This is a genomic window from Limnobacter thiooxidans (assembly GCF_036323495.1).
In the GTDB taxonomy this organism is placed as follows: domain Bacteria; phylum Pseudomonadota; class Gammaproteobacteria; order Burkholderiales; family Burkholderiaceae_B; genus Limnobacter; species Limnobacter thiooxidans.
Genome location: NZ_AP028947.1, coordinates 1463726 through 1487359, shown reverse-complemented (window position 1 = coordinate 1487359; position 23634 = coordinate 1463726). Strand labels below are relative to the sequence as shown.

Sequence of the window (23634 nt, the reverse complement as noted above, 5' to 3'; positions counted from 1 at the left end):
TATTAAAGAAAACATTCCGACATGTCTGCACAAATCATCAGCGGCACTGAACTGGCCGCTTCCATTCGAGAAACCATTGCAACCCGCGCTGCCGAATTGACCGCACAGGGACACCAGCCGGGCTTGGCTGTTGTACTGGTGGGCGAAGACCCAGCCTCACAAGTGTATGTTCGCAACAAAGTGTCGGCCTGCGAAAAGGCCGGGTTCAAATCGGTAATGCACCGCATGCCCGAAAACACCAGCCAGGATGCACTGGTTGGCCTGGTGGAGCAATTGAATGCCGACCCAACGATCCACGGCATTCTGGTTCAGCTTCCATTGCCCCGGCACCTGGATTCTCACCTGGTGATTGAGTCTATCAGCGCAGAAAAGGATGTGGACGGTTTTCACATCAGCAATGCCGGTTTGTTGATGACCGGCAAACCCCTGTTTCGCCCGTGCACCCCTTACGGGGTCATGAAAATGCTGGAATTGACGGGCATTGACTTGCGTGGTGCGGAAGCGGTTGTCATAGGCGCCAGCAATATTGTGGGCAAGCCCCAAGCCATGCTGTTGTTGCAACAGGGTGCCACGGTTACCCTGTGCAACAGCAAAACCAAAGACCTGAAATCGCATTGTTTGCGCGCGGACGTACTTGTAGTTGCGGTAGGTCGTCCCAATATGATTACTGGTGACATGATCAAACCCGGCGCGGTGGTGATCGACGTGGGCATCAACCGCCTGCCAGACGGCAAGTTGTGCGGCGATGTCGACTTTGAATCTGCCAGTGAAGTAGCTGGCTGGATTACCCCCGTGCCCGGTGGCGTTGGTCCCATGACCATCACCATGCTGCTGCAGAACACCATTGAAGCCGTAGAACGTAGTATTTAAGCGCAGCCATTAAGAATTTTTTAGCAGGACCCAAGACCATGAGCCAAGACATCAGCACGAGTGCGAACAACCCCCTCCTCGACTTTTCCGGACTGCCCCGGTTTTCAGACATCAAGACCGAGCACGTGGAACCCGCAATTGATGCATTGCTGGCAGCGGCCAAACAACAGCTTGAAATCACGGCCAGCACCGCACCTGAACAAGCTACTTGGGACAACACACTGCTGCCGCTGGATTCAGTCTGCGAGCAACTAAGCCGCGCATGGGGCGTGGTCGGGCACCTGCATTCAGTGGCTGACACTGAGGAATTGCGTGCGGCTTACAACGCCTGCCTGCCCAAAACCACGGAATTCTGGACCATGGTTGGGCAGGACGAGCGCCTGTACGCCATTTACAAAGCTGTTGAACAAAGCGAAGCAGCGAAAGGTTTCACCCCTGCGCGCTTGAAAGTATTGGCCAACTCCATCCGTGGCTTCAAGCTGGGTGGCGCAGAACTGCCTGCGGAACAAAAACCGCGTTACGCTGAAATACAGGATCGACAGGCTGCCATCACGGCCAAGTTTTCTGAAAACGTGCTCGATGCCACAAGTGCCTTTGAACTGATCGTAACCGACAAAGCCGACCTGGCGGGTATTCCTGAATACGCAGTGCAGGCTGCAGAGGAATTGGCCAAATCCGAAAACAAGGAAGGCTACAAATTCACCCTGCAGTTTCCATCCTATTTTCCTGTGCTTCAGTACGCAGACAAACGCGAACTGCGTGAAACGCTCTATGAAGCTTATGCCAAACGCGCATCCGAGTTTGGCCCGGCCGAACTCGACAACACCGCATTGATTCGCGAACTGCTGCAATTGCGCAAGGAAGAAGCCCAGATGCTGGGATATGCCAGTTTTGGCGAGCTGAGCCTGGTACCGAAAATGGCTGATACTCCCGATGAAGTGATCAGCTTCCTGCGAGAACTGGCCGTAAAAGCAAAGCCATTCGCCCTTCGCGACCTGGAAGAAATTCGTGAATTCGCAAAATCCGAACTGGGCCAGGAAGACCTCCAAAGCTGGGACATCAGTTACGTTTCAGAAAAGCTCAAGGAAAAGAAATACGCCTTCAGCGACCTGGAAGTGCGCCAGTATTTCCAGGAAGACCGCGTGCTGGATGGCCTGTTCAAGCTGACAGAAAAACTGTTCAGCGTGAATATCGTGAAGGCTGAGGCCGACAAATGGCACGCCGATGTGCGCTTCTTCGAGGTGCAGAAGGACGGCAAAGCCATTGCACACTTCTACCTCGACCCCTATGCCCGTGCCAGCAAACGCTCCGGTGCCTGGATGGACGACGCCCGTGGGCGCAAGCGCACCGAGCAAGGTGTGCAGACCCCCGTGGCCTACCTGACCTGCAACTACACAAAACCCGCTGCAGGCAAGGCCGCGCAATTGTCGCACGACGATGTGCAAACGCTGTTCCACGAATTTGGACATGGCATTCACCACATGCTGACCCGCATTGACGAACTGGATGTTGCAGGCATCAACGGTGTCGAATGGGATGCCGTGGAATTGCCCTCCCAGTTCATGGAAAACTTTGCCTGGGAATGGAGTGTGGTGGAATCACTGACCGCGCACGAAACCACGGGCGAGCCCATGCCAAAAGCTCTCTTTGACAAAATGGTGGCCGCCAAGAATTTCCAGAGCGGTTTGCAAACCCTGCGCCAGGTTGAATTCTCGCTGTTCGATATGTTGGTACACACGGAATTTGATCCACACGGCGAACGCGACATGCTCGACCTGCTGGCCCAGGTTCGCAAGGAAGTGGCAGTGATGGTGCCACCCGCCTACAACCGCTTTCCCAACTCGTTCAGCCACATTTTTGCGGGTGGATATGCTGCTGGGTACTACAGCTACAAATGGGCAGAAGTGTTGTCAGCCGACGCGTTTGCCATGTTTGAAGAAAACGGTGTGGTCAGCCCTGAAACCGGTCGCAAGTTTCTGGAAGAAATTCTGTCTGTGGGCGGCAGCCGCCCCGCTGCAGAATCATTCAAAGCCTTCCGCGGACGCGAACCCAGTATGGACGCCCTGCTTCGCCATACCGGCATGGTCGACAACCGGCAGGCGGCTTGATGAACGCAGTTCTCGACACCTCCACCATGGACACATCGGCTGGTCATTCGATTCAGCTGGCCACCTGGAATGTGAATTCACTCAAGGTGCGCTTGCCCCACCTGCTGCAATGGCTTGAAACCAACCCGGTCGATTTGCTCGGGTTGCAGGAATTGAAGCTGACCGATGAAAATTTTCCGCTGGCCGAACTTGAAGCTGCAGGGTATGGCGCCGTGTTTGCTGGTCAAAAAACCTACAACGGTGTAGCAATTCTTTACAAAAAAGCCACCATGCCCGTGCCGGTGGACGTGCAGGTCAACCTGCCCAGCTTTCCCGACGAGCAAAAACGGGTCATTGCCGCCACGTTTGGCGAATTGCGCTTCATCAGCGCCTACGTGGTCAATGGTTCAGAGGTGGGTTCAGACAAGTTTGAATACAAGAAAGCCTGGTTGGATGCCTTGCTGAAAGACTGCCAAGGCTGGCTTGCCCAATACCCAAAGCTGGCACTGGTCGGTGACTACAACATCGCCCCAGATGACCGCGATGTGCACGACCCCAAAGCCTGGGCAGGCCAGGTGCTGTGTTCAGAAGACGAGCGCAGCCGTTTCAACACTTTGTTGGGTTTGGGTTTGACTGACAGCTTCAGGCTGTTCGAACAACCCGAGAAAACCTATTCCTGGTGGGATTACCGCATGCTGGGCTTTCAGAAAAACAAGGGCTTGCGTATTGATCATGTGTTGCTGTCTTCACCACTGGCTGCACAATGCACCGCCAGCGTGATTGACCGCGTTCCCCGCAAATGGGAAAAGCCTTCTGACCACGCGCCTGCTGTTGCAACACTGTCCCTTTAAAGCGGTGACCACTTCTTCCACAGCAGGAATGGTCACACGCCCTTGAAATAGGGTGAATTACCCCTCTAATTGGCCAATTAAGTTGGGGGAGACGATGCGATGATCGAAATTGTCCTTCATCACACTTCAGCTGCTAACCATGAACCTCAAAACCCTGCCCCTGGCCAAACAGATCAGTTTTACCAGCGCTGCCCTTGTGGCTTTGATTGTTTTAAGCCTGGTCGGTATTACGGCTTGGTCTACCTTCAAGGCAGCCACACAGCGTACTGAACGCGCGGTATCCACACAAGCTGAAGGTTTGCGGCAAACCATGGAAATTGCCTACAAACTTTCAGAAAACTCAGCCACCCAGCTTGCAGATTTGTTTGAAAAACAGTTCAAAGGTGAACTGGTTGTTGATCCCTCGCAAATGATTTCAATCAATGCGGAAGTACAAGGGCCATTGGTCACGCTGAACTCGAGTCCTGTCACTGGCAATTTTGCAATTGCTGACAACTTCACACGCGTGACCGGCGGTGTAGCCACCGTGTTCGTGCGCACCGGCGACGATTACCTGCGAATTTCAACCAGCTTGAAAAAAGAGAACGGTGACCGTGCGGTAGGAACCAAGCTTGACCGAAACCACCCTGGATATGCCAAGGTCATTCAGGGTGAAACCTATGTGGGCGAGGCCCTGTTGTTTGGCAAACGCTACATGTCGAAATACCTGCCCATCAAAAGCAGCGATGGCAAGCACGATTTGATCCTGTTCATCGGCTTTGACATGACCCAACTGTTTGGTGATGTTCAAAATGCCGTGTTGAATACACGCATCGGTGAAACTGGCGTGCCTTATGTGCTGTACACCAAGGGCGCGGCCAGCAACAAAGTGATGATCCACCCCACGCTCAAGGGCGATGAGTTCAAGGAACTGGCTGCAAGCCAGCCCGACCTGCAAACCCTGCTGGACACAATCAGCAAGGAAGACTCGGGCATGACACAAGTCAGCTGGACCGAACCCGCAACGGGCGAACAACACACCGAATTTGTCGCATTCAGCAAGGTGCCGCAATGGGGCGGTGCAACCATCATTGCACCCGCCCGCACCTCTGAGGTGTTCAGCAGCATCTATTCCATGACCACGCTGATGGTCGTGATGGGTCTGATTGCAACTGCGGCCATTGCCTTGATCCTGTTTTGGGTCACTGGTCGCTTGACCAGTTCTACAAAAGGCTTGACCGCATTGGCATTGAAACTGGGCAACGGCGACATGACTGCCCGCGCGGCGGATGAGGTGACGCTGGGTAATGTGCCCACTCGCAACGAAATCAGCTTGCTGGCTCGTAGCATGAACCGCATGGCAGAAAGCATGGAACAAGCCCTGGGCGCAGTGAAGCGCAGCACCGACCAGGTTCAGGTGGCTTCCGAAGACCTGGTAGAAACAAGCGACGAACTGAGCAAAGGTGCCGCAGCGGAAAGCGACGCAGCATCAGGAATGGCCGCAGCAGTGGAGGAAATGTCTTCTTCGATTTCCAGTGTGGGAGAGTCTGCAACCCAGGCCAAGGAAGTGAGCAACAAGGCCCGCCAATTGGCCGACGATGGCTTGGGTGCGATCAATTCCGCCACCCAGCAAATGCACAAGATTTCAGAAAACGTACAGGGCACCGCACAGGCCATTCAACAACTGGGTGAGCAGTCGCGTGAAATATCGGAAATTGCGCTGATCATCAAAGGCATTGCCGAACAAACCAACCTGCTGGCCTTGAATGCAGCCATTGAAGCAGCCCGTGCTGGCGAACAGGGCCGCGGTTTCTCGGTGGTGGCCGATGAAGTACGCAAACTGGCGGAGCGCACACGCAAGTCCACTGACGACATTCACGGCATGATTGAAGCGATTCAATCGAGTTCAGGTGTTGCCGTGAACAACATGGATATGGCTGTGCTGAGCGTTAAAAAAGGCGTCGAGCTGGTCGATCAGGCCGGCCGGGCCATGAACCAGATCACAGCCGATTCATCCGCAGTGGCCCACTCGGTTGAAAACATTCACGCTGCCCTGCTTGAACAGAATCAGGCCTCTGAAAGTATCGGCCAACAGGTAGAAGTGGTGGCCCAATTGTCGGAAGGCAACCTGGACATGGCCCGCCGTGCAGCCAATGCAGTATCGGGCTTGAAAACAGTTGCGACTGACCTGTCGAGTATCCTGAAGAAGTTTCAGGTCAAGAATATGTGATGCTTGCAATTTGAGCTGTGACGTTTGTTCAAACAAAAAAAACCTCTGCATGCAGAGGTTTTTTTGTGGGCGTCAGATCAAAAACTCAATCAATGTCTTTCACATCAATATTCAGATCCTGGATTTTCCGTGTGATGGTGTTGCGCCCTATTCCCAAGCGCTGAGCCGCTTCGATACGCTTGCCATGAGTGGCTTTCAGGGCAGCCTGGATCATCGTGGTTTCAAACTGGGCCGTCAGCGCATCCATGACATTCGGTTGGCCGCCTTCCAGTGCTTTTTCGGCCTCGATGAACAACAAATCCAGCCAGCTCGCTGCGTTGATCGGTTCTGCCAGCACTGAAGCCAGATCGGACGGCACGGCATCAAAAGGATACTTGCCAGCAGACATGGCTGACACACTGACAGGGGCTGAGGGCGTAGACGCAGGCAGCACAGGTTCAGCCAACCACAGGTTGGGGCTTGGCGAATTGCCAGCCATTTGCTCAAGCGCCATATTTCCACCCGACTGAAACGCTTTCAGTTCAGGAGGCAAATCACGGGCCTCAACCAATTGGGCTGGAGCCATTACGGTGATCCAGCGGCAGACGTTTTCCAGCTGACGAACGTTGCCTGGAAAAGGAAACTCGCTAATGATGCGCACAGCCGACTCGGACAAACGCTTGGTCTCGGTACCCAGTTCCCGGGCAGACACATTCAGGAAATGCTTGGCCAGAATGGGAATGTCCTCCTGGCGCTCACGCAGGGGTGGCAATCGCAAACGGATCACGTTCAGGCGGTGATACAAGTCTTCGCGAAACAAACCCAGCTTGACCCTTTCGTCCAGGTTCTGGTGCGTAGCCGCGATTACCCGGACATTGGCCTTGATGGGCTGTTGACCACCCACGCGGTAAAAGTGTCCATCGGAAAGTACGCGAAGCAGGCGGGTTTGCAACTCGGCTGGCATGTCACCAATTTCATCCAGAAACAGCGTGCCGTTTTCAGCCTGTTCAAAACGCCCACGCCGCAGGGCTTGGGCACCGGTGAATGAACCACGCTCGTGACCGAACAGTTCAGATTCCAGCAAGTCCTTTGGAATGGCTGCGGTATTCAGGGCGATGAAAGGCTGCGAAGCGCGAGGGCTGTGACGGTGCAAGGCGCGTGCAACCAGTTCCTTGCCTGCACCACTTTCACCGGTAATCAATACGGTGACATTGGACTGGGACAGGCGACCAATGGCGCGAAACACTTCCTGCATGGCGGGTGCCTGCCCCAGAATTTCGGGGGCTGCGGACTCGGCCTCTTCAACAAACTCCTCGGTTTGCGATTCCCGAACCGCGCGCATGATCAGCTCAACCGCTTTTTCAATGTCAAACGGCTTGGGCAAATACTCGAACGCACCGCCCTGAAAGGCAGACACGGCACTATCCAAATCTGAATATGCGGTCATGATGATGACTGGCAAATCCGGATGAAGATCGCGTACCTTGGATAGCAGGCTCAAGCCACTTTGACCGGGCATTCGAATGTCGGAAACCAGCACCTGCGGCACTTCGGTTTCCAGTCGTTCTAACACTTCGGCAGCTGACGAAAATATTTCGCAGGGTATTCCTTCGCGGGAAATTGCCTTTTGCAATACCCAGCGAATGGAGTGGTCATCATCAACAACCCAAATTGGACGCATTAAATGTTGTTCCTTAAGCCGCTCAGTTGGTAGCGTGATCAAACTGCAACGGCAATGTGACTTTGAAAATTGTTTTTCCCGGCGTGGAGCTGCATTCAATAATGCCCTCGTGCTGTTGCACAAAGGTTTGCGCGAGGGTCAGGCCCAACCCACTGCCCCCTTCCCGCCCAGAAACCAGGGGGAAAAAAATTCTTTCCATGATTTCTACAGGCACACCAGGACCGTTGTCGATTACTTGCAAGTCTAATGCCAGCCTGTGTTGTTTGCGATTTACCGTGACTCGACGCACCACCCTGGTGCACAAAGTAATCTTCGCGGTGCCTTCTTCAATTTGAGGTGCCAAGGCTTGTGCAGCATTGCGCACTATATTCAGGATGGCCTGAATCAATTGTTCAAGATCACCCAGAAACTCGGGGATGGATATGTCGTAATCCCGAACAAATTTCAAACCTTTGGGGTGCTCGGCCAGGATGACTGAACGCACACGCTCGCACACTTCGTGAATATTCATCATCGACACAATGTGCGGCTTTCTGTGTGGAGCCAGCAGGCGGTCTACCAGGGTTTGCAGCCGATCCGACTCTTTGATGATGACTTGGGTGTATTCCTTCAAATCTGGCGAAGGCAGCTCTACTTCCAGCAGCTGGGCTGCACCCCGAATTCCGCCGAGCGGATTCTTGATTTCGTGAGCGAGGTTTCGGATCAGTTCTTTATTGGCAAGCGATTGGTCCAGCATGCGCGCTTCACGGTCCACCTTGAGTTGTTGCTCGATTTCCCGAAGCTCAATCAGTGTGAAACCATTGGCCCCATCCGGACAGGACAGGGTGACATGCACATGTTCGGACGCACCACTGGGCCTGATCAACTCAAAGACTTGGCGCTTGACGCCGAAGGGATCAGCCAGAGACTTGCGCAACAGGTCCCGAAAGGCCTGTGCCTCAACAAACAGGGCCGGAAAGGCCTGTCCATCCAGGCTGCGCATGGAAACCTCAAGAAGGGTTTCTGCGGAAAGGTTGGCGTACAACACCAAACCATCCTGATTACTCACCACCACTGCCGTGGCCAACAATTCAAGACCTTGAAACCGTTCTTTTTTCAATTCACCCTCGTGCTGACCCTGCCCGAATCACACCGTTCATCGAGACAGTCGGATCAGTTCAGTTTTCAGTATTTCAATGTTGTCATTGGTCACCATGATCTCCTGCTCAAGGCGGGCTACACGATCCAGGTATTTCTGGTAGTTGCGCTCATTGCCTTGTCGATCCGGTTGACCGTTCTTGTATTCGTCCTGCAAGGACTTCAATTTACTTTCTTCGATGCGCAGTTCTTCCTGCAAAATTTTCATTCGATCGTCTTTTGCATTGAAATCTGCAGCAGTACGTCCATCATATTCTGCCGGTGCACGCCTTGCTGGACGAGTGCCCGTTGAATCGCCGCCAGCCCTTGGCGCTACTGATTTGGGCGCCGGCACAACCGTGATTGGGTTCAGGTTCAGCGAAACACACCCGCTTCCACCATCGGAATTCTGATAGGTTCGAACCCCGTCAGCACCGGTACACACGTACATTTCAGTGCCTTTGGCCTGAACTGCCGACCACTGTAACAAACCGAACGCCAGCACAAGGCTGGAGCGCCGAAAGACCGAATGATTCGCCATGCTTGCATCTCAGGAGATTCTTTAAACAGTGTCAATCATACTCGATCACCCGGTGAACACCCTCCCCATTGAAGGCGAGTGTTGATACCAGGTGGGTGACACTTTCGGTCTACAAAGCACAAATAAAAATGGCCCTTTTCAGGGCCATTTTCAGATCGCACGAAAGCACTCAGGCAATTACAGGCCGTAGTACATGTCGTATTCGATGGGGTGTGGTGTCATGCGCATGCGCTGAACTTCTTCCATCTTCAAAGCGATGTACGCTTCGATCATTTCCTTGCTGAATACACCACCACGGGTCAGGAACTCGTGATCTGCTTCCAGTGCTTCCAGAGCCTGTTCCAGGCTGTGGCACACGGTTGGTACCAATGCGTCTTCCTCTGGAGGCAAGTCGTACAGGTTCTTCGTCGCAGCTTCACCTGGGTGAATCTTGTTCTGAACACCGTCCAGACCAGCCATCAACAAGGCAGAGAATGCCAGGTAGGGGTTGGCCATAGGGTCCGGGAAGCGCGCTTCGATACGACGGCCTTTTGGATTGGCCACGTGTGGAATGCGAATTGAAGCGGAACGGTTCTTGGCAGAGTAAGCCAATTTTACCGGTGCTTCGTAACCAGGCACCAAACGCTTGTAGGAGTTGGTGGATGGGTTGGTAATCGCGTTCAGTGCACGTGCGTGCTTGATGATACCGCCGATGTAGTACAGGGCGAAATCAGACAAACCTGCATAACCATTGCCTGCGAACAGGTTAACGCCGTCTTTCCAGACTGACTGGTGAACGTGCATACCTGAACCGTTGTCACCCCACATTGGCTTGGGCATGAATGTCGCTGTTTTGCCATAGCTTGCAGCAACGTTCCACACGGTGTACTTCAGAATCTGGGTCCAGTCAGCGCGCTTGGTCAGCGTGGAGAACATGGTACCGATTTCGTTCTGGCCAGCGCCGGCCACTTCGTGGTGGTGCACTTCAACGGGCACGCCTTGCTGTTCCAGCAACAGACACATTTCGGAACGGATGTCCTGGAAAGAGTCGGTAGGGGAAACCGGGAAGTAACCGCCTTTTACTGTTGGGCGATGACCCAGGTTACCGTGCTCGTAGTCAATACCAGTTGACCATGCAGCTTCTTCGGACTTGATCTTGAAGTGGCAACCGGACATTTCGTCTGTCCATGTCACGCTGTCGAAAATGAAGAATTCGGGTTCTGGACCGAAGTAGGCTGTGTCGCCCAGGCCAGATGACTTCAGGTACGCTTCAGCGCGGCGTGCGATGGAACGTGGGTCACGGTCGTAGCCCTTGCCGTCAGTTGGCTCGATTACGTCGCAAGTCAGGATCAGGGTAGGCTCTTCACGGAATGGGTCCATGCGAGCTGTATCTGGATCGGGCATCAACAACATGTCGGAGGCTTCAATGCCTTTCCAACCCGCGATGGAAGAGCCGTCAAATGCGTGACCAGACTCGAACTTGTCATCGTCAAACATTTTAACAGGCACGGAAACGTGTTGTTCTTTGCCTTTTGTGTCGGTGAATCGGAAGTCAATGAACTTGACTTCGTTTTCCGCAACCATCTTCATTACATCTTGGGCGGTCGCCATTGAAAATCTCCTGGTATGTGAGGTGGATAGTGATCTAAAAAAGTTCCGAGTGAAACGCATCAAATTAAGCGAAACAATAACACGTTCAACATTGCTATATATGACTCTTAGCGCGAATTCACTCAACGACGTGGAGGGTTAAAGCAAAGACCATACCAACAAAACATCAACGGCAAAGCGCGCATCTTGAGTCAGGTGACTCTCACCCGTCCGGGTTATTTGCCCCATCTTGGAGCATCGCGCACTAATATGGTGCATTTTTGCTTTTGGTTTAGTCTAGCGCATGCTTGTATTACAATACACTCATTCAAAACACACACCTCAAGAGAGCAGAACATGTCTAAAACTGCCCAGCAATTACTCGATTTGGCGAAGAATCGGGCTACAGAGAAAGAGCTGACCTACTTGGGCGCGCTCACCCCGCGAGAAGCCTGGGAACTTCTCAAAGCCGATGAAAACGCGGTGCTGATCGATGTGCGCACCGATGCGGAACTGGATTGGGTTGGGCAAGTCAGTTTTTCAGAAGACCGTTCATTTCATGTGGAATGGAACAATTACCCGGATGGCGTACGCAACCCCGACTTCATCACGCAGGTGGCGGACCGGGTACAAACCCACCAACCAGTCCTGTTTCTTTGCCGCAGCGGTGCACGCTCACACCACGCAGCCACCCTGGCAGCCAAACACGGTTTCGAGTTTGCAATCAATGTGCTGGAAGGTTTTGAAGGGGATAAGAACGATGAACACCAGCGCTCCAGCCTGAACGGATGGCGTTTCAGTGGCCTGCCTTGGGAGCAGCACTGAACAGTGCCGGGTTTAATGCCCAAGTACTGAGAACAATTTGCTGGCGATGAAAAATGCAAGCAGACAGCCCAGCACGTGCACTGCGGCGTGACCAAGCGCGAGTGCGGGTTTGTCGAGCAGCAAATTGGCGCCTTCCGCCGTGAAGGCTGAAAACGTGGTCAGGCCACCCAATACACCGGTCATGAGAAACAACCCCATCGGGTTGGCTTTCAACCAGGCCGGGCCCAAAGTGGCAAACAAGGCGCCCGCCAAAAAGCCACCAATCAGGTTGACCGCCAAGGTACCCACTGCGAATGGCAACCAGGCGGGCTGACCCAATATCCACCCAAGGGCGTAACGGCCTACTCCTCCCAAGCCTGCCCCTACAAAAACGGCCAAAGCATTCAGGGCATTCACTGGTCTTGCTCCCAGCGCTTCATGGCGGTGTCGTCGCTATCGCGTGCGGACACCCAGCGCGCGCCCTGCGGCGTGTCTTCCTTTTTCCAGAAAGGCGCTTCAGTTTTGAGGTAGTCCATGATGAATTCACAGGCCAGAAAAGCCTGCTGGCGATGCGCACTGGTCGCGGCTGCAAACACGATCTGGTCTTCCGGATACAAGGGGCCCACCCGGTGAATAATCATCGCCGAGCTGATTTCAAAACGCGAATCGGCAACTTTCAGGATATTTTCCAGCGCTTTTTCGGTCATGCCCGGGTAATGCTCAAGTGTCATGGCCTGAACCATGCTGTTTTCATTCATGTCACGAACCGTACCAATGAAGGTGGCCACCGCACCAATTTCGGGCAACCCTTCCCGAAGCCAGCGAACCTCCGTTGACACATCGAAATCAGCCTCTTGAACCAACACTTTGGATCGCAGCATTCAACCCCCCGTTACAGGTGGAAAAAAGGCCACTTCGGCCACTTCAGGCACGGGGGTGTTGTCATCAGCCATGTCCTGATTGACCGCTGCACGCAAGCGCCCAGCCTGCTCAAACACTTTGGCAAAAGCTGGGTCGCTACACAGGTGGGCACGCAGGCCTGCCACGGTGGCGGGCGAAAAATCAGCCTCAACATCCATGCTGTCTTGCCCCAGTTGTTCTTTCAAACTGGCAAAAAACCGTACTTTCACTTTCATGACATCAAATCCCGATACATCACACAATCAACCCACTCACCGGGACTTACCACCTGCCCCTTGGCCAGACGAACCAAGCCATTGGACTGGGCCAGTGAGGTGAGCACGCCCGAACTCTGGTTGGCAAACAGCCGCGCTTTTCCGGATTGTACATGGACACGCAAAAACTCCTCCCGGCGCTCATCGGGCTTCAACCAGGCGAAATCCGCCTGCACCTGCTGCATGCGCAAACGCCAATCCACCTGGGTCACGGCCTGCCCCTGCAATAGATCCAAAAAAGGCTTCACGATCAGCTTGAATGCAACCGCACTGGAAACCGGGTTACCCGGCAAGCCAAAAAACCAGCTGTAGCCACCTTGCAGGCGGTTGATGTGACCAAAAGCGATCGGTTTTCCCGGCTTCATGGCCACTTTCCATGAACGCAATTCACCCACTTTTTCAATGGCAGGCTTCACATGGTCTTCTTCGCCCACGGACACCCCGCCGGAACTGATCACGGCGTCACAATCGGCCAGTGATTCAAGCGCTGCGCAGGTGGCCTTGAAGTTGTCGGGCACAATACCCACCGACACCACGTCCACGTTCAAGGCACTCAGCAAACCACACCACACATACTCGTTGGAATTGTAGATTTGACCGGCTTTCAAAGGGCTTCCCGGGCGTTGCAGTTCGCTGCCTGTGGCCATCACGCCCACTTTCAGTCGCCGGGCCACAGCCACTTCTGCCACTCCAATTGAGGCCAGCAAACCCACGTGAATGGCATCCAGACGCGTGCCTTTGGACAACACAACCTGGCCTGTGGCAATGTCTTCGCCCGCGCACCGAATCCACTGCCCTGCTTTGGGCAAGGCATTGAAAACAACCTGACCATCACCCAGTACTTGAACGTCCTCTTGCATGACCACGGAATCCGAACCTGGCGGAATGGGGGCACCCGTAAAAATCCTGGCCACCGTACCCGGCAACAAAGCGTCAGGCGAGGCACCAGCCGGAATACGTTGCGACACCTCAAATTGCCTTTGGGCAACAAAATCTGCACTGCGCACTGCATAGCCATCCATGCCGCTGTTGTCATGCTGCGGCACATCCAGCGTAGAGATCACATCTTGAGCCAGAACACGCCCAAGAGCCTGTTTCAATTCAACTTGCTCAATGCCCACAGTTTGCTGAACAGCCAAAGGCCAAATCTGGGCAAGCAGGTCATTCAGTTCAATCATTCAAAAAGTGTTCCAAAATAAATTGCGCAATCGTGGGTGGATCATTCAGCGGCAGAACGGGCAAACCGCGGCACTCGATTTCCGCATCACAGGCCACCGCCACGATATTGGGGTCTTGAGGATACAACATTGGCTTGCCGTTTGCCTCACGCCAGATTTCGATTTTTGGGATATCGGCCCTTTTGAAACCTTCAACAATCACCAGATCGCAAGGTGAAAGGCGAGTTAATTGTTCTTCCAGGGTAGGCTCTGCTTCATCCCGCAGCTCATGCATCAATACCCAACGCTTGTTGGCCGTAATCAATACTTCATAGGCGCCGGCCTCACGGTGTCGATAGGAATCCTTGCCGGGCCGGTCAATGTCAAAGTCGTGGTGGGCGTGCTTGATGACTGACACGCGCACACCTTTGCCAATCAGGATCGGCAACAACTGCTCGATCAATGTGGTCTTGCCTACGCCGGAAAAACCGGCAAATCCAAACACCTTGGGCACTTCAGTTTCCTTGTGACAGTTGCTTTTCAATCAACAGGATCTGTTGACCTGTTTCCTTCAAGATATCGGCTGAAGGTTTGGCCTTGCAACGCAAAACAATTTCAAAACATGCGCCCCATTGCGGCTTGCTTACGGGCACAACCGGGCTTTGCGCGATCAGATCACCACCGTAGCGCTGCACCAGCATGCGCGACACAGGCAAACCCAAACCGGTACCCCGCCCTGCCTGCTTGCTGGTGTAGAACATCTTGAAAATCAGCTGCAATCGTTCGGCGGGGATGGGCTCGCCATTGTTTTGTACGCGTATCCGAACTTCGGCGTGGCCATCTTCAGATGTGGCATTGAAAGTTTCGATGAAAATGGTGGCAGGTTCATCAGGCGATTTGTCTTCCCCATCAAACGGCCCTTCCAGTGCATGTGCCGCATTGATCAATAAATTGACCATGACCTGCTGCAGTTCAGTCCTGCTGATCTGGACGGTTTCAGTGGCATTGAAGTCGAGCTTGAGCCGCGCACGCGCCATTTCAATTTCGCTGCGCACAAACAGGATGCTGTCCTGAATCACTTCATTGACATTGACTGCCTCGGTATAGGAGGCGTATTCATCGGGCCGGCAAAACTGCAACAGCTTTTGAACAATGTTGCGCATTCGGTGAACCTGCTCGTCCAGCAAGCGCAGGGTTTTTGCGCTTTCTGGGTCAAGCAGCGTCATGCGAAGCAAATCCAGGTGGCCCATCATGATGGCCAGCGGGTTATTGAACTCATGCGCAATGCCTGCGGTTAACTGCCCCAGGGCAGCCAGTTTTTCTGAAGCCAGCAATTGCGCAACAGCCTGGTGCAACTGCTGGTTGGCAGCCTGCAGGTCGGCTGTGCGTTCTCGCACCCGCACATCTAGCGCTTCATTCAAGCCAACCAGCTCTGCGCGGCGAGCATCCAGTTGCGCCAGCAAGGCATCAAAGTGGCTGGCAAGGTCGGCAAATTCATCGGCACGCCGCAAGTCGCCCACGCGCGCGCAGGTGTTACCCTGTTCCTGCAAGCTCATGATGTAATTCATTCGCCGAAGTGGGTAAAAAATGCCCGAGGTCAAGCGCACCACCATGAACGCCCCCAACACTATGGCCGCAGCCACCGCAAGCAGGAAAAGCACCAGCAAGCGAGTTTTGATGCTGGCGTAAGGCGCTTCCAGAAAACCCACGTAAAACATGCCGATGCGGTCTCCATCCGGACTCAACAAGGGCGCATAGGCGGCCACATACCAGTCATTCACTACGAATGCCCGCTCGAGCCACACTTCACCGCGCCCCAACACACTTTGCCGCACCACATCGGAAACCCGGGTGCCCAACGCGCGCAGTTCACCCTCACGCCTTACCGTGGTGGCCACGCGCACGTCTTCGAGAAACACGGTAGTGGTACCAATTGACCCTTCAAGCAAAGTATTGGGCGAGTAAATCAGGTTGTTGATTTCATCAACCAAGCCCAAATTACCATTGAGCAGCAAACCGCCCTCCAGATAACCGAGCAAGGCACCTTCATGAAACAAGGGCTGCAATACCTGAACCACCAGCGCGCGATCCTCAGTTATTTTGCTTGAAGGACTTGCGTTGGAGGTGGGGACAATTGCCTGTACTGCGCGTGTGGCCAGTGCGGGTGAAATATCGCTCAGCTCGGCGTTCGACAACAGTACCGTGTAGCTTCCAGATTCGCGAAGCTCCACCGACCGCTGTGCTTCCGGTTCAAGCATGTACGGCAATCGGGCTGGGAACGAACTCAACACCATGCCGCCTGGGTTGATCAGCCGCAGGTAAGCAAATCCCATTTTCTCGGCCTGCACGGCCAGCTCGGCATTGCCCAGGTTGCCGCCATGCCGCTGCAGTACGTTTCGCAGGTAAGCACTTTCAGACCAGGCTTTCAATGCCAGGGATTTGCTTTCCTGAACATCATTGAATTTTTGCTGTGCCAGCACCAGATCGCTGCGTACTTTGGAAATCAGGATTTTCGTATACGCGGCCTGCCCGGCGGACCACACCAGCAGGGCCACAATCGGGATGAGTACAATCAAAGGGATGCAGGCTGTCACCACCAGTTTGGTTTTGACAGTCCAGTGGCTGGGCCAGAAGTGCCCCCGTGGCGGAAACGGCCGCTGACCTATTCCTGGCTCCACGCCATGCACTTTCGTTCAAGAGTTTTTCGGGACACACCCAAACGCCGGGCGGCCTCTGACTTGTTGCCACTGCATGCATTGAGCACACGCAGTATGTGCGCCCGCTCTACAAGCTCCAGTGACTCGTCCTGCGGCTCTTCTGTGGACTCGGCGCGCTCGTCAAGATTCAGGTTCAAAGGCAGGTCTTCCTTGGGGAAATAACCCAGAATCAGGGAACGTTCAATGAAATTTCGCAATTCGCGTACATTGCCTGGCCACTCATAAGCCTGAAGCCGGGCCAGCATGTCGGCACTGATTTTCAAAGGCTCGATGCGCAACTTCCGGGCGAAAATCTTGATGAAATAGTTGGCCAACAGCTCAACGTCTTCCTGCCGGGAACGCAGCGGCGGCATTTCAATCGGCATCACTTGCAAGCGGTAGTAAAGGTCTTGCCGAAAACGGCCGCGCTTGACCTCTGTATCCAGGTTCACGTTGGTGGCGGCAACAATGCGCACGTCCACATCCACTTCACGCGTACTGCCCACCGGGCGAATGCGCCGGTCTTCGAGTACTCGAAGCAGTTTGGTTTGCATGCTCAGGGGCAACTCACCAATTTCATCGAGAAACAGGGTACCGCCCTGGGCGTAATAAAAAAGACCTTGGTGCGATTCATTGGCACCTGTGAATGCGCCTTTGGCATGGCCAAACAATTCGCTTTCGATCAGTTCCGGGGAAATGGCACCGCAGTTGATGGGCACAAAGGGCCGCTCACTTCGAAGACTCATGCCATGAAGGGTACGGGCCAACACTTCCTTTCCGGAACCAGACTCACCGGTCAGCAAGACGGTTGAATCGGTCGGCGCCACCTTGGCGATCAGTTTTCGAAGGTGACGGACGATCGGACTTTCACCCACCATGACCTGTTCGTTTTGCTGAAAAGTGGAAACAGCCCTTTTCAGCACGAAGTTTTCGCGTTTCAGGCGGTTTTGATCCGCGGCCCGGTCAAGGGCATACCAAAGCTGGTCGATTCGAAAGGGTTTTTGCAGAAAATCCTGTGCACCTGCCCGCAGGGCACCAATGGCGGTGTCCATGTCGGCATAACCGGTAATCAGGATGACATCACCCTCATACCCCACCTGGCGAAGCTCGTTCAACCAGGCCAGCCCACTTTTGCCCGGCAAGCTGACATCGAGCACAATGGTGCTGTAATCATGCCCCTCAAAAAGTGCCTGGGCCATTTCCACTGATCCCGCGGTATCTACTCGGGAAAACCGGGTTTCAAGCGCCTTTTCAAGAAAATGGCGCATGCCCGGCTCGTCGTCCACGGCCAAAGCGGCCAAACCTTTCTTGGGCTGGGCGTCAAAGCCTTGGCCCTGAATGGTTTCGGGTGGATCGAGAAGTTTGGAGGACGAGGTCAAAACAATGGGTTCACGGGGTGTTTCTCAACCCCGTCATTGTTCATGATTCCGTTTTGACCCGCAAGTTAGGTAAACCCTATTTACAGGCCAGTGTTGACCGCAATAAAGGCCTTCACCTGATCAACAGACACGGGCATTTCCACCACACGTTGCGGCAGTTTTTCAATACCTTCGAATGCAGCCGGAACCGGCGGTGTTTGACCAGTTGCTTCTTCGATGGTTTCAGCAAACTTCACGGCCAGTGCCGTTTCAAGCACCACCATGGGGACGCCGGGTTCCACGAGCTCACGTGCCACTTTCACTGCGTCGGCCGTGTGGGTGTCGATCAATGTACCAGTGCGTGAATACACTTCGCGAATGGTGTCCAAGCGGTTCTGATGATTCGAGCAACCAGACTGAAAACCAAAGGTTTCTTCAACGCGCTTGAACCGGGCGTCCTGGGACAAATCGAACTGGCCTTCTTTGGCCAGGTCTTGCCACAGGGCTTTCAAAGCCTTGGGGTCACGACCCAGCAAATCATACACAAAACGCTCAAAGTTGGACGCCTTGGAAATGTCCATGGACGGGCTGGAAGTGATGTAAGTTTCGGCAGACTTGCGCGGGCGATACACACCTGTTTTGAAAAACTCGTCCAGCACATTGTTTTCATTGGTGGCCACAATCAGCTTGCGAATCGGCAGGCCCATTTGACGCGCAATGTGCCCAGCCAGCACGTTGCCGAAGTTGCCGGAGGGCACGGCAAAACTGACCGGATCGCCGATTTTTTCAGCCGTGCGAAGGTAGGCGTTGAAGTAGTACACCACCTGTGCAGAAATGCGGCCCCAGTTGATGGAGTTGACCGTGCCGATTTTCTGGCGTGCCTTGTACTCTAGGTCTTCGCTGACTGCCTTGACAACATCCTGACAGTCATCAAACAAACCCTCAACGGCAATATTGAAAATGTTCGGGTCTTGAAGGCTGTACATCTGGGCTCGCTGAAATGCGCTCATCTTGCCCAAAGGGCTCAACATGAAAACACGCACACCCTTTTTGCCGCGCATGGCATATTCAGCCGCAGAACCGGTATCGCCACTGGTGGCACCCAGAATATTCAACTCGCGGTTGGTGCGGGCCAACTGGTATTCAAACAGATTGCCTAGCAACTGCATGGCCATGTCTTTGAAGGCCAGCGTGGGGCCATTAGACAGCTCCAGAACCTTGATGCCATCAAACAACTCGCGCAAGGGTGTAATCTCGGCCGTTCCGTACACCGCTTTGGTGTAAGTTTTCGTGGTCAGTGCTTTCAGGTCTGCTTCGGGAATGTCGGTGGCATAGGCCTTCAACACTTCAAATGCCAACTCACCGTAATTCAGGCTTTTCCAGCTTTCCAGAACAGACAAAGGCACTTGCGGGTAAAACTCGGGCACGGCCAGGCCACCGTCAGGCGCGAGGCCTTCCAGCAGAATTTCGGAAAAATCCTGGGGCTCCATGCCCCCGCGGCTGCTGAAGTATTTCATTTCAGCTCAAGTCCTCTACACGAATACGGGTCAATGGGCCATGCACACTGTCCAAGGCCTCGATTCTGGAAATGGCCTTGTTCACATCGCCTTCAACACAACGGTGAGTCAACAACACAATTTCTGCTGTTTCCTTTTCGCTGGTGGCCTGGCGCTGAATCATGGCTTCAATGGAAATCTGGTTGTCGGCCAGCAGGCGTGTGACTTCAGCCAACACACCTGGGCGGTCGTCCACAGCCAAGCGCAGGTAAAACGCAGTCACCACTTTGTCCATGGCCAGCACTTCCAGATTCTGAACGCCTTCTTTCTGGAAAGCCAGTACAGGTACCCGGCTGGACAATGGAGCCTGGCTTGTTCGAGCAATTTCAATCAGGTCAGCCACAACTGCCGACGCGGTTGGCAAACTGCCGGCACCCGCGCCGTAGTACAAAGTTGGGCCTACCGCATTCGCCTTAACCAACACCGCATTCATGACACCTTCCACGTTGGCGATCAGGCGTTTGCTTGGGATCAAGGTGGGGTGAACACGCAATTCAACGCCCTGCTCGGTGCGCTTGGCAATGCCCAACAATTTGACGCGATAGCCCAATTGCTCGGCAAATTGAATATCTTCCTTGGTCAGCTTGGTGATGCCTTCAATGTACGCTTTGTCGAATTGAACCGGCACACCAAAGGCCAATGAACTCAACAGGGTAATTTTGTGGGCAGCATCCACGCCTTCAATGTCGAAGGTGGGGTCTGCTTCAGCATAGCCAAAGGCTTGGGCTTGGGCGAGCACATCGAGGAAAGGCAGGCCCTTGTCACGCATTTCCGACAAAATGAAGTTGCAGGTACCGTTGATGATGCCGGCTACATACTCAATCTTGTTAGCAGCCAAGCCTTCCTTGATCGACTTGATCACCGGAATGCCACCAGCCACAGCCGCTTCAAACGCCACCATCACGTTGTTGGCTTCTGCGGCTGCAAATATTTCATCGCCATGCACCGCCAGCAAGGCCTTGTTGGCCGTGACCACGTGCTTGCCGGCATTGATCGCAGCCAGCACAAGTTGCTTGGCAATGGTGTAGCCGCCAATCAGTTCAACCACCACGTCGATGTCGTCGCGCTTTACAGCCTCGAAGGCATCGCCCAACACGTCCACGCCGGGACCGGCCAGTTCGCGGGCTTTTTCAGTGTTCAGGTCGGCGATGACTTTGATCTGAATGGGAAAACCCACACGGCGTTCAATTTCACTCGCATTGTCTTTCAGCACATTGAAAGTGCCGGAACCGACAGTACCCAAACCCAGCAGGGCCACTCGAAGAGGTTTGTTCATTTTTAAATCAGCCAAGGTGTTGTTTTCGATAACTTTCCAGGAAGCGAGCAATTCTACCAACTGCGTCTGTCAAATCATCTGTGTTGGGTAGGAAAACCACCCGGAAATGATCAGGATTGATCCAATTAAAGCCTGTTCCCTGAACCACGAGCACTTTTTCAGCCTCCAGCAGTTCAAGAACAAAGCGCTGATCATTCTTGATGGGGTAAATCTTCGGATCCAGGCGCGGGAACAGGTAAAGCGCCGCCTTGGGCTTTACGCAGGTAACGCCAGGGATGGAAGTCATCAGGTCATAGGCCAGGTCGCGTTGACGGGCCAGGCGCCCGCCGTTGCCCACCAGGTCGTTAATGCTTTGGTAGCCACCCAGCGAAGTTTGAATTGCATATTGGCCAGGCACGTTGGCACACAGGCGCATGGACGCCATGATGCCCAAGCCGTCGATGTAATCGGTGGCGTGGCGCTTGTCGCCGGAAATCACCATCCAGCCTGCCCGGTATCCGCAGGCGCGGTAGTTTTTGGACAAGCCGTTCATGGTGATGAACAGCACGTCGTCAGCCAGCGAGGCAATCGAGGTGTGCTCTGCCTGGTCGTACAACATCTTGTCGTAAATTTCGTCAGCAAAAATGATCAGCTGGTGTTCACGGGCAATCTGCACCATTTCCAGCAACACTTCCTCGGGGTACAAGGCACCTGTTGGGTTGTTGGGGTTGATGATGACCATTGCCTTGGTTTTTTCATTGATCAGGCTGCGCAGGTGCTTGGTATCGGGGTACCAGTCGCTTTGCTCGTCGCACAGGTAGTGCCTGGGGGTGCCGCCGGAAATGCTCACCGCCGCAGTCCACAAAGGGTAGTCAGGGGCAGGCAGTAACACCTCGTCGCCATTGTTCAGCAAGCCCTGCATGCTCATCACGATGAGCTCAGACACACCGTTGCCCACGATAATGTCGTCAAGGGTGACGCCCTTGATTTTCTTTTGCTGCGTGTAATGCATGATGGCTTTGCGGGCCGCGAACAGGCCTTTGCTGTCGCTGTAGCCTGAAGCATCGCCCAGGTTCATGATGACGTCTTGCCGAACTTCATCGGGGGCTTCAAAGCCAAAGGGTGCCAAATTGCCGATGTTCAGCTTCAGGATTCGGTGCCCTTCCTCTTCCAGCTGCCGCGCTCGCTGCATCACCGGACCACGGATGTCATAGCAAACATTGGCCAGCTTGGCAGATTTGAGAATGGGTTTCATGTCGACCTGTGTGTGGATTGTTTGGGTGGTTATTAAGGTGCTTATTCTTTTGCTTGCGCAAAGTCTTATAATTTAACCGTTTAGGCCAGTACCTGCAAAGGTCTGGCAGCATCCTGGAGCATCTTTCGAATGAAATTTCAACCTGAATCGCTTGGCGATCAATTCGTTGTTCAGCGGTATGACGAAGAAGGTGTCGTGATCAGCGGCAGGCTTCAAACAGAAAGCGTGGTGTTTGGCACCGATTTCACCCCACGGATGTGGGAAAACGCGGGCTCCGGTCCCCTGACCCTGGCTCATTGCGAGTGGTTATATGACCAATGCCCATCGAGCATGGAAGTGCTGTTGATCGGCACAGGGCCCAAACAGGTGTTTCCTGCAATGGATATTCGCAAGTTTTTCGTCAACAAGCGCTGCCCCGTGGAATACATGGACAGCCAGGCGGCCTGTCGCACCTACAATATTCTGATTGGCGAAGGCCGGCATGTTGTGGCGGCGATTCTGCTATGACCACATACGCAGCCATTCTGGTGTTGGCAGGGGTGCTGTTGAATGCAGTGGCACAATTGCTTTTAAAAATGGCAACCAACAAGGTCGGGGTTATTGAGGCATCGAGTGCCTTGAGCCTGGGGGCCATGTCCGCCCTGTTCCTGCAATGGCCCATGATTCTTGGCCTGTTTTGCTATGGCTTTTCGCTGCTGATCTGGCTGATGGCCTTGTCCAGGGTCGATGTGACGCTGGCGTACCCCATGCTGGCAATTGGATACGTTATCAATGCATTTGCCGCCCAGCATTTTCTGAACGAACCGGTCAGCATGCAGCGCTGGATCGCCATCGGCGTGATCGTGCTTGGGGTGGCCCTTTTGGCGCGTTCCTGACACCACCTGCATTTTCAAGCCCGGCGCTGTGGTTATACTGAGCCATCAAAGTACAACCGCAGACGCTCAGGAGCAGTATCGTGTCGCTTGAAATCAATAGCAAAGTCCCCGATTTTTCAGCTACATGCACCGGCGGTGCAGAATTCAGTCTGGCCGCGCATGCAGGTAAAAATCTTGTCATTTATTTTTACCCAAAAGACAGCACACCTGGCTGCACCACAGAAGGCGAGAACTTCCGCGATTTGCATGCCGAATTTGCGCAATCGGATTGCCTGATTTTCGGGGTGTCTCGGGACTCACTGAAGTCACACGAGAATTTCAAGGCGAAACTGGAAATGCCTTTCGAGCTTATTTCCGACCCCGAAGAAAAAGTGTGTGCAATTTTTGACGTCATGAAGATGAAAAACATGTACGGCAAACAGGTGAGAGGCGTCGAAAGAAGTACCTTTGTTATCAACAAGAAAGGTCTTCTTGTGCAGGCCTGGCGCGGTGTGAAGGTGCCGGGTCACGCACAGGCGGTGCTTGACTTTGTACGCACAATCAAGGACTAATATCCTTACGGGCGCGGGAGTGACGACCCCGCGCGATTCATGAGCTTCC

At 53.9% G+C, this 23634-nt stretch carries 22 protein-coding genes; 8 read left to right on the top strand and 14 right to left on the bottom strand.

Annotated elements, in window-relative coordinates; genetic code table 11:
- Positions 1 to 21: 21 nt before the first annotated feature.
- The 4 genes from folD to RGQ30_RS06765 all read left to right on the top strand — a co-directional run bounded on the left by folD (position 22) and on the right by RGQ30_RS06765 (position 6017).
- Positions 22 to 870: a bifunctional methylenetetrahydrofolate dehydrogenase/methenyltetrahydrofolate cyclohydrolase FolD gene (folD, locus tag RGQ30_RS06780; protein ID WP_130556637.1), complete on the top strand. Its 849-nt coding sequence runs from the start codon at positions 22 to 24 to the stop codon at positions 868 to 870.
- A 38-nt stretch (positions 871 to 908) separates the two neighbouring features.
- On the top strand, positions 909 to 2978 hold the full coding sequence (locus RGQ30_RS06775) for a M3 family metallopeptidase (RefSeq protein ID WP_130556638.1): 2070 nt from the start codon (positions 909 to 911) through the stop codon (positions 2976 to 2978).
- Positions 2979 to 3028: 50 nt separating this feature from the next.
- Positions 3029 to 3808, top strand: a complete 780-nt coding sequence (locus RGQ30_RS06770; protein WP_130556996.1) for an exodeoxyribonuclease III — start codon at positions 3029 to 3031, stop codon at positions 3806 to 3808.
- A gap of 139 nt (positions 3809 to 3947) precedes the next feature.
- Positions 3948 to 6017: a methyl-accepting chemotaxis protein gene (locus RGQ30_RS06765; RefSeq protein WP_130556639.1), complete on the top strand. Its 2070-nt coding sequence runs from the start codon at positions 3948 to 3950 to the stop codon at positions 6015 to 6017.
- A gap of 85 nt (positions 6018 to 6102) precedes the next feature.
- On the opposite strand, the gene ntrC is transcribed toward RGQ30_RS06765, so the two are convergent.
- The 4 genes from ntrC to glnA all read right to left on the bottom strand — a co-directional run bounded on the left by ntrC (position 6103) and on the right by glnA (position 10924).
- Complete coding sequence (gene ntrC / locus RGQ30_RS06760) at positions 6103 to 7677, bottom strand: nitrogen regulation protein NR(I) (RefSeq protein WP_130556640.1); 1575 nt, start codon at positions 7675 to 7677, stop codon at positions 6103 to 6105.
- Between the two features lie 22 nt (positions 7678 to 7699).
- On the bottom strand, positions 7700 to 8776 hold the full coding sequence (gene glnL, locus RGQ30_RS06755; RefSeq protein WP_130556641.1) for a nitrogen regulation protein NR(II): 1077 nt from the start codon (positions 8774 to 8776) through the stop codon (positions 7700 to 7702).
- A 36-nt stretch (positions 8777 to 8812) separates the two neighbouring features.
- The gene (locus RGQ30_RS06750; RefSeq protein WP_130556642.1) at positions 8813 to 9334 is read right to left on the bottom strand and encodes a DUF4124 domain-containing protein; all 522 of its coding nucleotides are present in this window, start codon (positions 9332 to 9334) and stop codon (positions 8813 to 8815) included.
- 177 nt (positions 9335 to 9511) lie between these two features.
- Positions 9512 to 10924: a type I glutamate--ammonia ligase gene (gene glnA, locus RGQ30_RS06745; protein WP_130556643.1), complete on the bottom strand. Its 1413-nt coding sequence runs from the start codon at positions 10922 to 10924 to the stop codon at positions 9512 to 9514.
- A 336-nt stretch (positions 10925 to 11260) separates the two neighbouring features.
- Here glnA and RGQ30_RS06740 point away from each other — a divergent pair, with 336 nt between their 5' ends.
- Positions 11261 to 11728, top strand: coding sequence for a rhodanese-like domain-containing protein (locus tag RGQ30_RS06740; protein WP_130556644.1), 468 nt, complete (start codon positions 11261 to 11263; stop codon positions 11726 to 11728).
- A 12-nt stretch (positions 11729 to 11740) separates the two neighbouring features.
- Here the strand turns inward: RGQ30_RS06740 and RGQ30_RS06735 are convergent, their stop codons facing one another.
- From RGQ30_RS06735 to RGQ30_RS06690, 10 genes are all read right to left on the bottom strand, one after another.
- A complete protein-coding gene (locus RGQ30_RS06735; RefSeq protein ID WP_338284854.1) occupies positions 11741 to 12124 on the bottom strand; it encodes a fluoride efflux transporter FluC in 384 nt (127 codons plus the stop codon).
- Complete coding sequence (moaE, locus tag RGQ30_RS06730) at positions 12121 to 12588, bottom strand: molybdopterin synthase catalytic subunit MoaE (RefSeq protein ID WP_130556645.1); 468 nt, start codon at positions 12586 to 12588, stop codon at positions 12121 to 12123. Before moaE ends, RGQ30_RS06735 begins: the two co-directional genes overlap by 4 nt.
- Positions 12589 to 12843: a molybdopterin converting factor subunit 1 gene (gene moaD / locus RGQ30_RS06725; RefSeq protein ID WP_130556646.1), complete on the bottom strand. Its 255-nt coding sequence runs from the start codon at positions 12841 to 12843 to the stop codon at positions 12589 to 12591.
- The gene (locus RGQ30_RS06720; RefSeq protein WP_130556647.1) at positions 12840 to 14060 is read right to left on the bottom strand and encodes a molybdopterin molybdotransferase MoeA; all 1221 of its coding nucleotides are present in this window, start codon (positions 14058 to 14060) and stop codon (positions 12840 to 12842) included. Before RGQ30_RS06720 ends, moaD begins: the two co-directional genes overlap by 4 nt.
- The gene (gene mobB / locus RGQ30_RS06715) at positions 14053 to 14553 is read right to left on the bottom strand and encodes a molybdopterin-guanine dinucleotide biosynthesis protein B (RefSeq protein WP_338284853.1); all 501 of its coding nucleotides are present in this window, start codon (positions 14551 to 14553) and stop codon (positions 14053 to 14055) included. Before mobB ends, RGQ30_RS06720 begins: the two co-directional genes overlap by 8 nt.
- 1 nt (position 14554) lies before the next feature.
- Positions 14555 to 16615, bottom strand: coding sequence for a cache domain-containing protein (locus RGQ30_RS06710; RefSeq protein WP_130556649.1), 2061 nt, complete (start codon positions 16613 to 16615; stop codon positions 14555 to 14557).
- Positions 16616 to 16701: 86 nt separating this feature from the next.
- Entirely contained in the window at positions 16702 to 18114 is a 1413-nt protein-coding gene (locus tag RGQ30_RS06705; protein WP_130556650.1) for a sigma-54-dependent transcriptional regulator, read from the bottom strand.
- Positions 18115 to 18194: 80 nt separating this feature from the next.
- On the bottom strand, positions 18195 to 19610 hold the full coding sequence (gene thrC, locus RGQ30_RS06700; RefSeq protein WP_130556651.1) for a threonine synthase: 1416 nt from the start codon (positions 19608 to 19610) through the stop codon (positions 18195 to 18197).
- 1 nt (position 19611) lies between these two features.
- Entirely contained in the window at positions 19612 to 20925 is a 1314-nt protein-coding gene (locus RGQ30_RS06695) for a homoserine dehydrogenase (RefSeq protein WP_130556652.1), read from the bottom strand.
- 7 nt (positions 20926 to 20932) lie between these two features.
- A complete protein-coding gene (locus RGQ30_RS06690; protein WP_130556653.1) occupies positions 20933 to 22159 on the bottom strand; it encodes a pyridoxal phosphate-dependent aminotransferase in 1227 nt (408 codons plus the stop codon).
- Between the two features lie 129 nt (positions 22160 to 22288).
- On the opposite strand from RGQ30_RS06690, the gene RGQ30_RS06685 reads away from it, so the two are divergent.
- The 3 genes from RGQ30_RS06685 (at position 22289) to RGQ30_RS06675 (ending at position 23585) form a co-directional block, all read left to right on the top strand.
- Positions 22289 to 22666 carry an Mth938-like domain-containing protein gene (locus RGQ30_RS06685; protein WP_130556654.1) on the top strand — a complete coding sequence of 126 codons (378 nt, stop codon included), beginning with the start codon at positions 22289 to 22291 and terminating at the stop codon, positions 22664 to 22666.
- A complete protein-coding gene (locus RGQ30_RS06680) occupies positions 22663 to 23034 on the top strand; it encodes an SMR family transporter (RefSeq protein WP_130556655.1) in 372 nt (123 codons plus the stop codon). The genes RGQ30_RS06685 and RGQ30_RS06680 overlap by 4 nt, the downstream gene beginning before the upstream one ends.
- An 80-nt stretch (positions 23035 to 23114) precedes the next feature.
- Positions 23115 to 23585 carry a peroxiredoxin gene (locus RGQ30_RS06675; RefSeq protein ID WP_130556656.1) on the top strand — a complete coding sequence of 157 codons (471 nt, stop codon included), beginning with the start codon at positions 23115 to 23117 and terminating at the stop codon, positions 23583 to 23585.
- Positions 23586 to 23634: the final 49 nt, after the last annotated feature.

Excerpts from the sequence above, each read along its gene's own strand:
- folD (WP_130556637.1), top strand. The coding sequence starts at position 22 with ATGTCTGCACAAATCATCAGCGGCACTGAACTGGCCGCTTCCATTCGA.
- RGQ30_RS06775 (WP_130556638.1), top strand. The coding sequence starts at position 909 with ATGAGCCAAGACATCAGCACGAGTGCGAACAACCCCCTCCTCGACTTT.
- RGQ30_RS06765 (WP_130556639.1), top strand. The coding sequence starts at position 3,948 with ATGAACCTCAAAACCCTGCCCCTGGCCAAACAGATCAGTTTTACCAGC.
- ntrC (WP_130556640.1), bottom strand. The coding sequence starts at position 7,677 with ATGCGTCCAATTTGGGTTGTTGATGATGACCACTCCATTCGCTGGGTA.
- RGQ30_RS06750 (WP_130556642.1), bottom strand. The coding sequence starts at position 9,334 with ATGGCGAATCATTCGGTCTTTCGGCGCTCCAGCCTTGTGCTGGCGTTC.
- glnA (WP_130556643.1), bottom strand. The coding sequence starts at position 10,924 with ATGGCGACCGCCCAAGATGTAATGAAGATGGTTGCGGAAAACGAAGTC.
- RGQ30_RS06740 (WP_130556644.1), top strand. The coding sequence starts at position 11,261 with ATGTCTAAAACTGCCCAGCAATTACTCGATTTGGCGAAGAATCGGGCT.
- moaE (WP_130556645.1), bottom strand. The coding sequence starts at position 12,588 with ATGCTGCGATCCAAAGTGTTGGTTCAAGAGGCTGATTTCGATGTGTCA.
- moaD (WP_130556646.1), bottom strand. The coding sequence starts at position 12,843 with ATGAAAGTGAAAGTACGGTTTTTTGCCAGTTTGAAAGAACAACTGGGG.
- RGQ30_RS06720 (WP_130556647.1), bottom strand. The coding sequence starts at position 14,060 with ATGATTGAACTGAATGACCTGCTTGCCCAGATTTGGCCTTTGGCTGTT.
- thrC (WP_130556651.1), bottom strand. The coding sequence starts at position 19,610 with ATGAAATACTTCAGCAGCCGCGGGGGCATGGAGCCCCAGGATTTTTCC.
- RGQ30_RS06695 (WP_130556652.1), bottom strand. The coding sequence starts at position 20,925 with ATGAACAAACCTCTTCGAGTGGCCCTGCTGGGTTTGGGTACTGTCGGT.
- RGQ30_RS06690 (WP_130556653.1), bottom strand. The coding sequence starts at position 22,159 with ATGAAACCCATTCTCAAATCTGCCAAGCTGGCCAATGTTTGCTATGAC.
- RGQ30_RS06685 (WP_130556654.1), top strand. The coding sequence starts at position 22,289 with ATGAAATTTCAACCTGAATCGCTTGGCGATCAATTCGTTGTTCAGCGG.
- RGQ30_RS06680 (WP_130556655.1), top strand. The coding sequence starts at position 22,663 with ATGACCACATACGCAGCCATTCTGGTGTTGGCAGGGGTGCTGTTGAAT.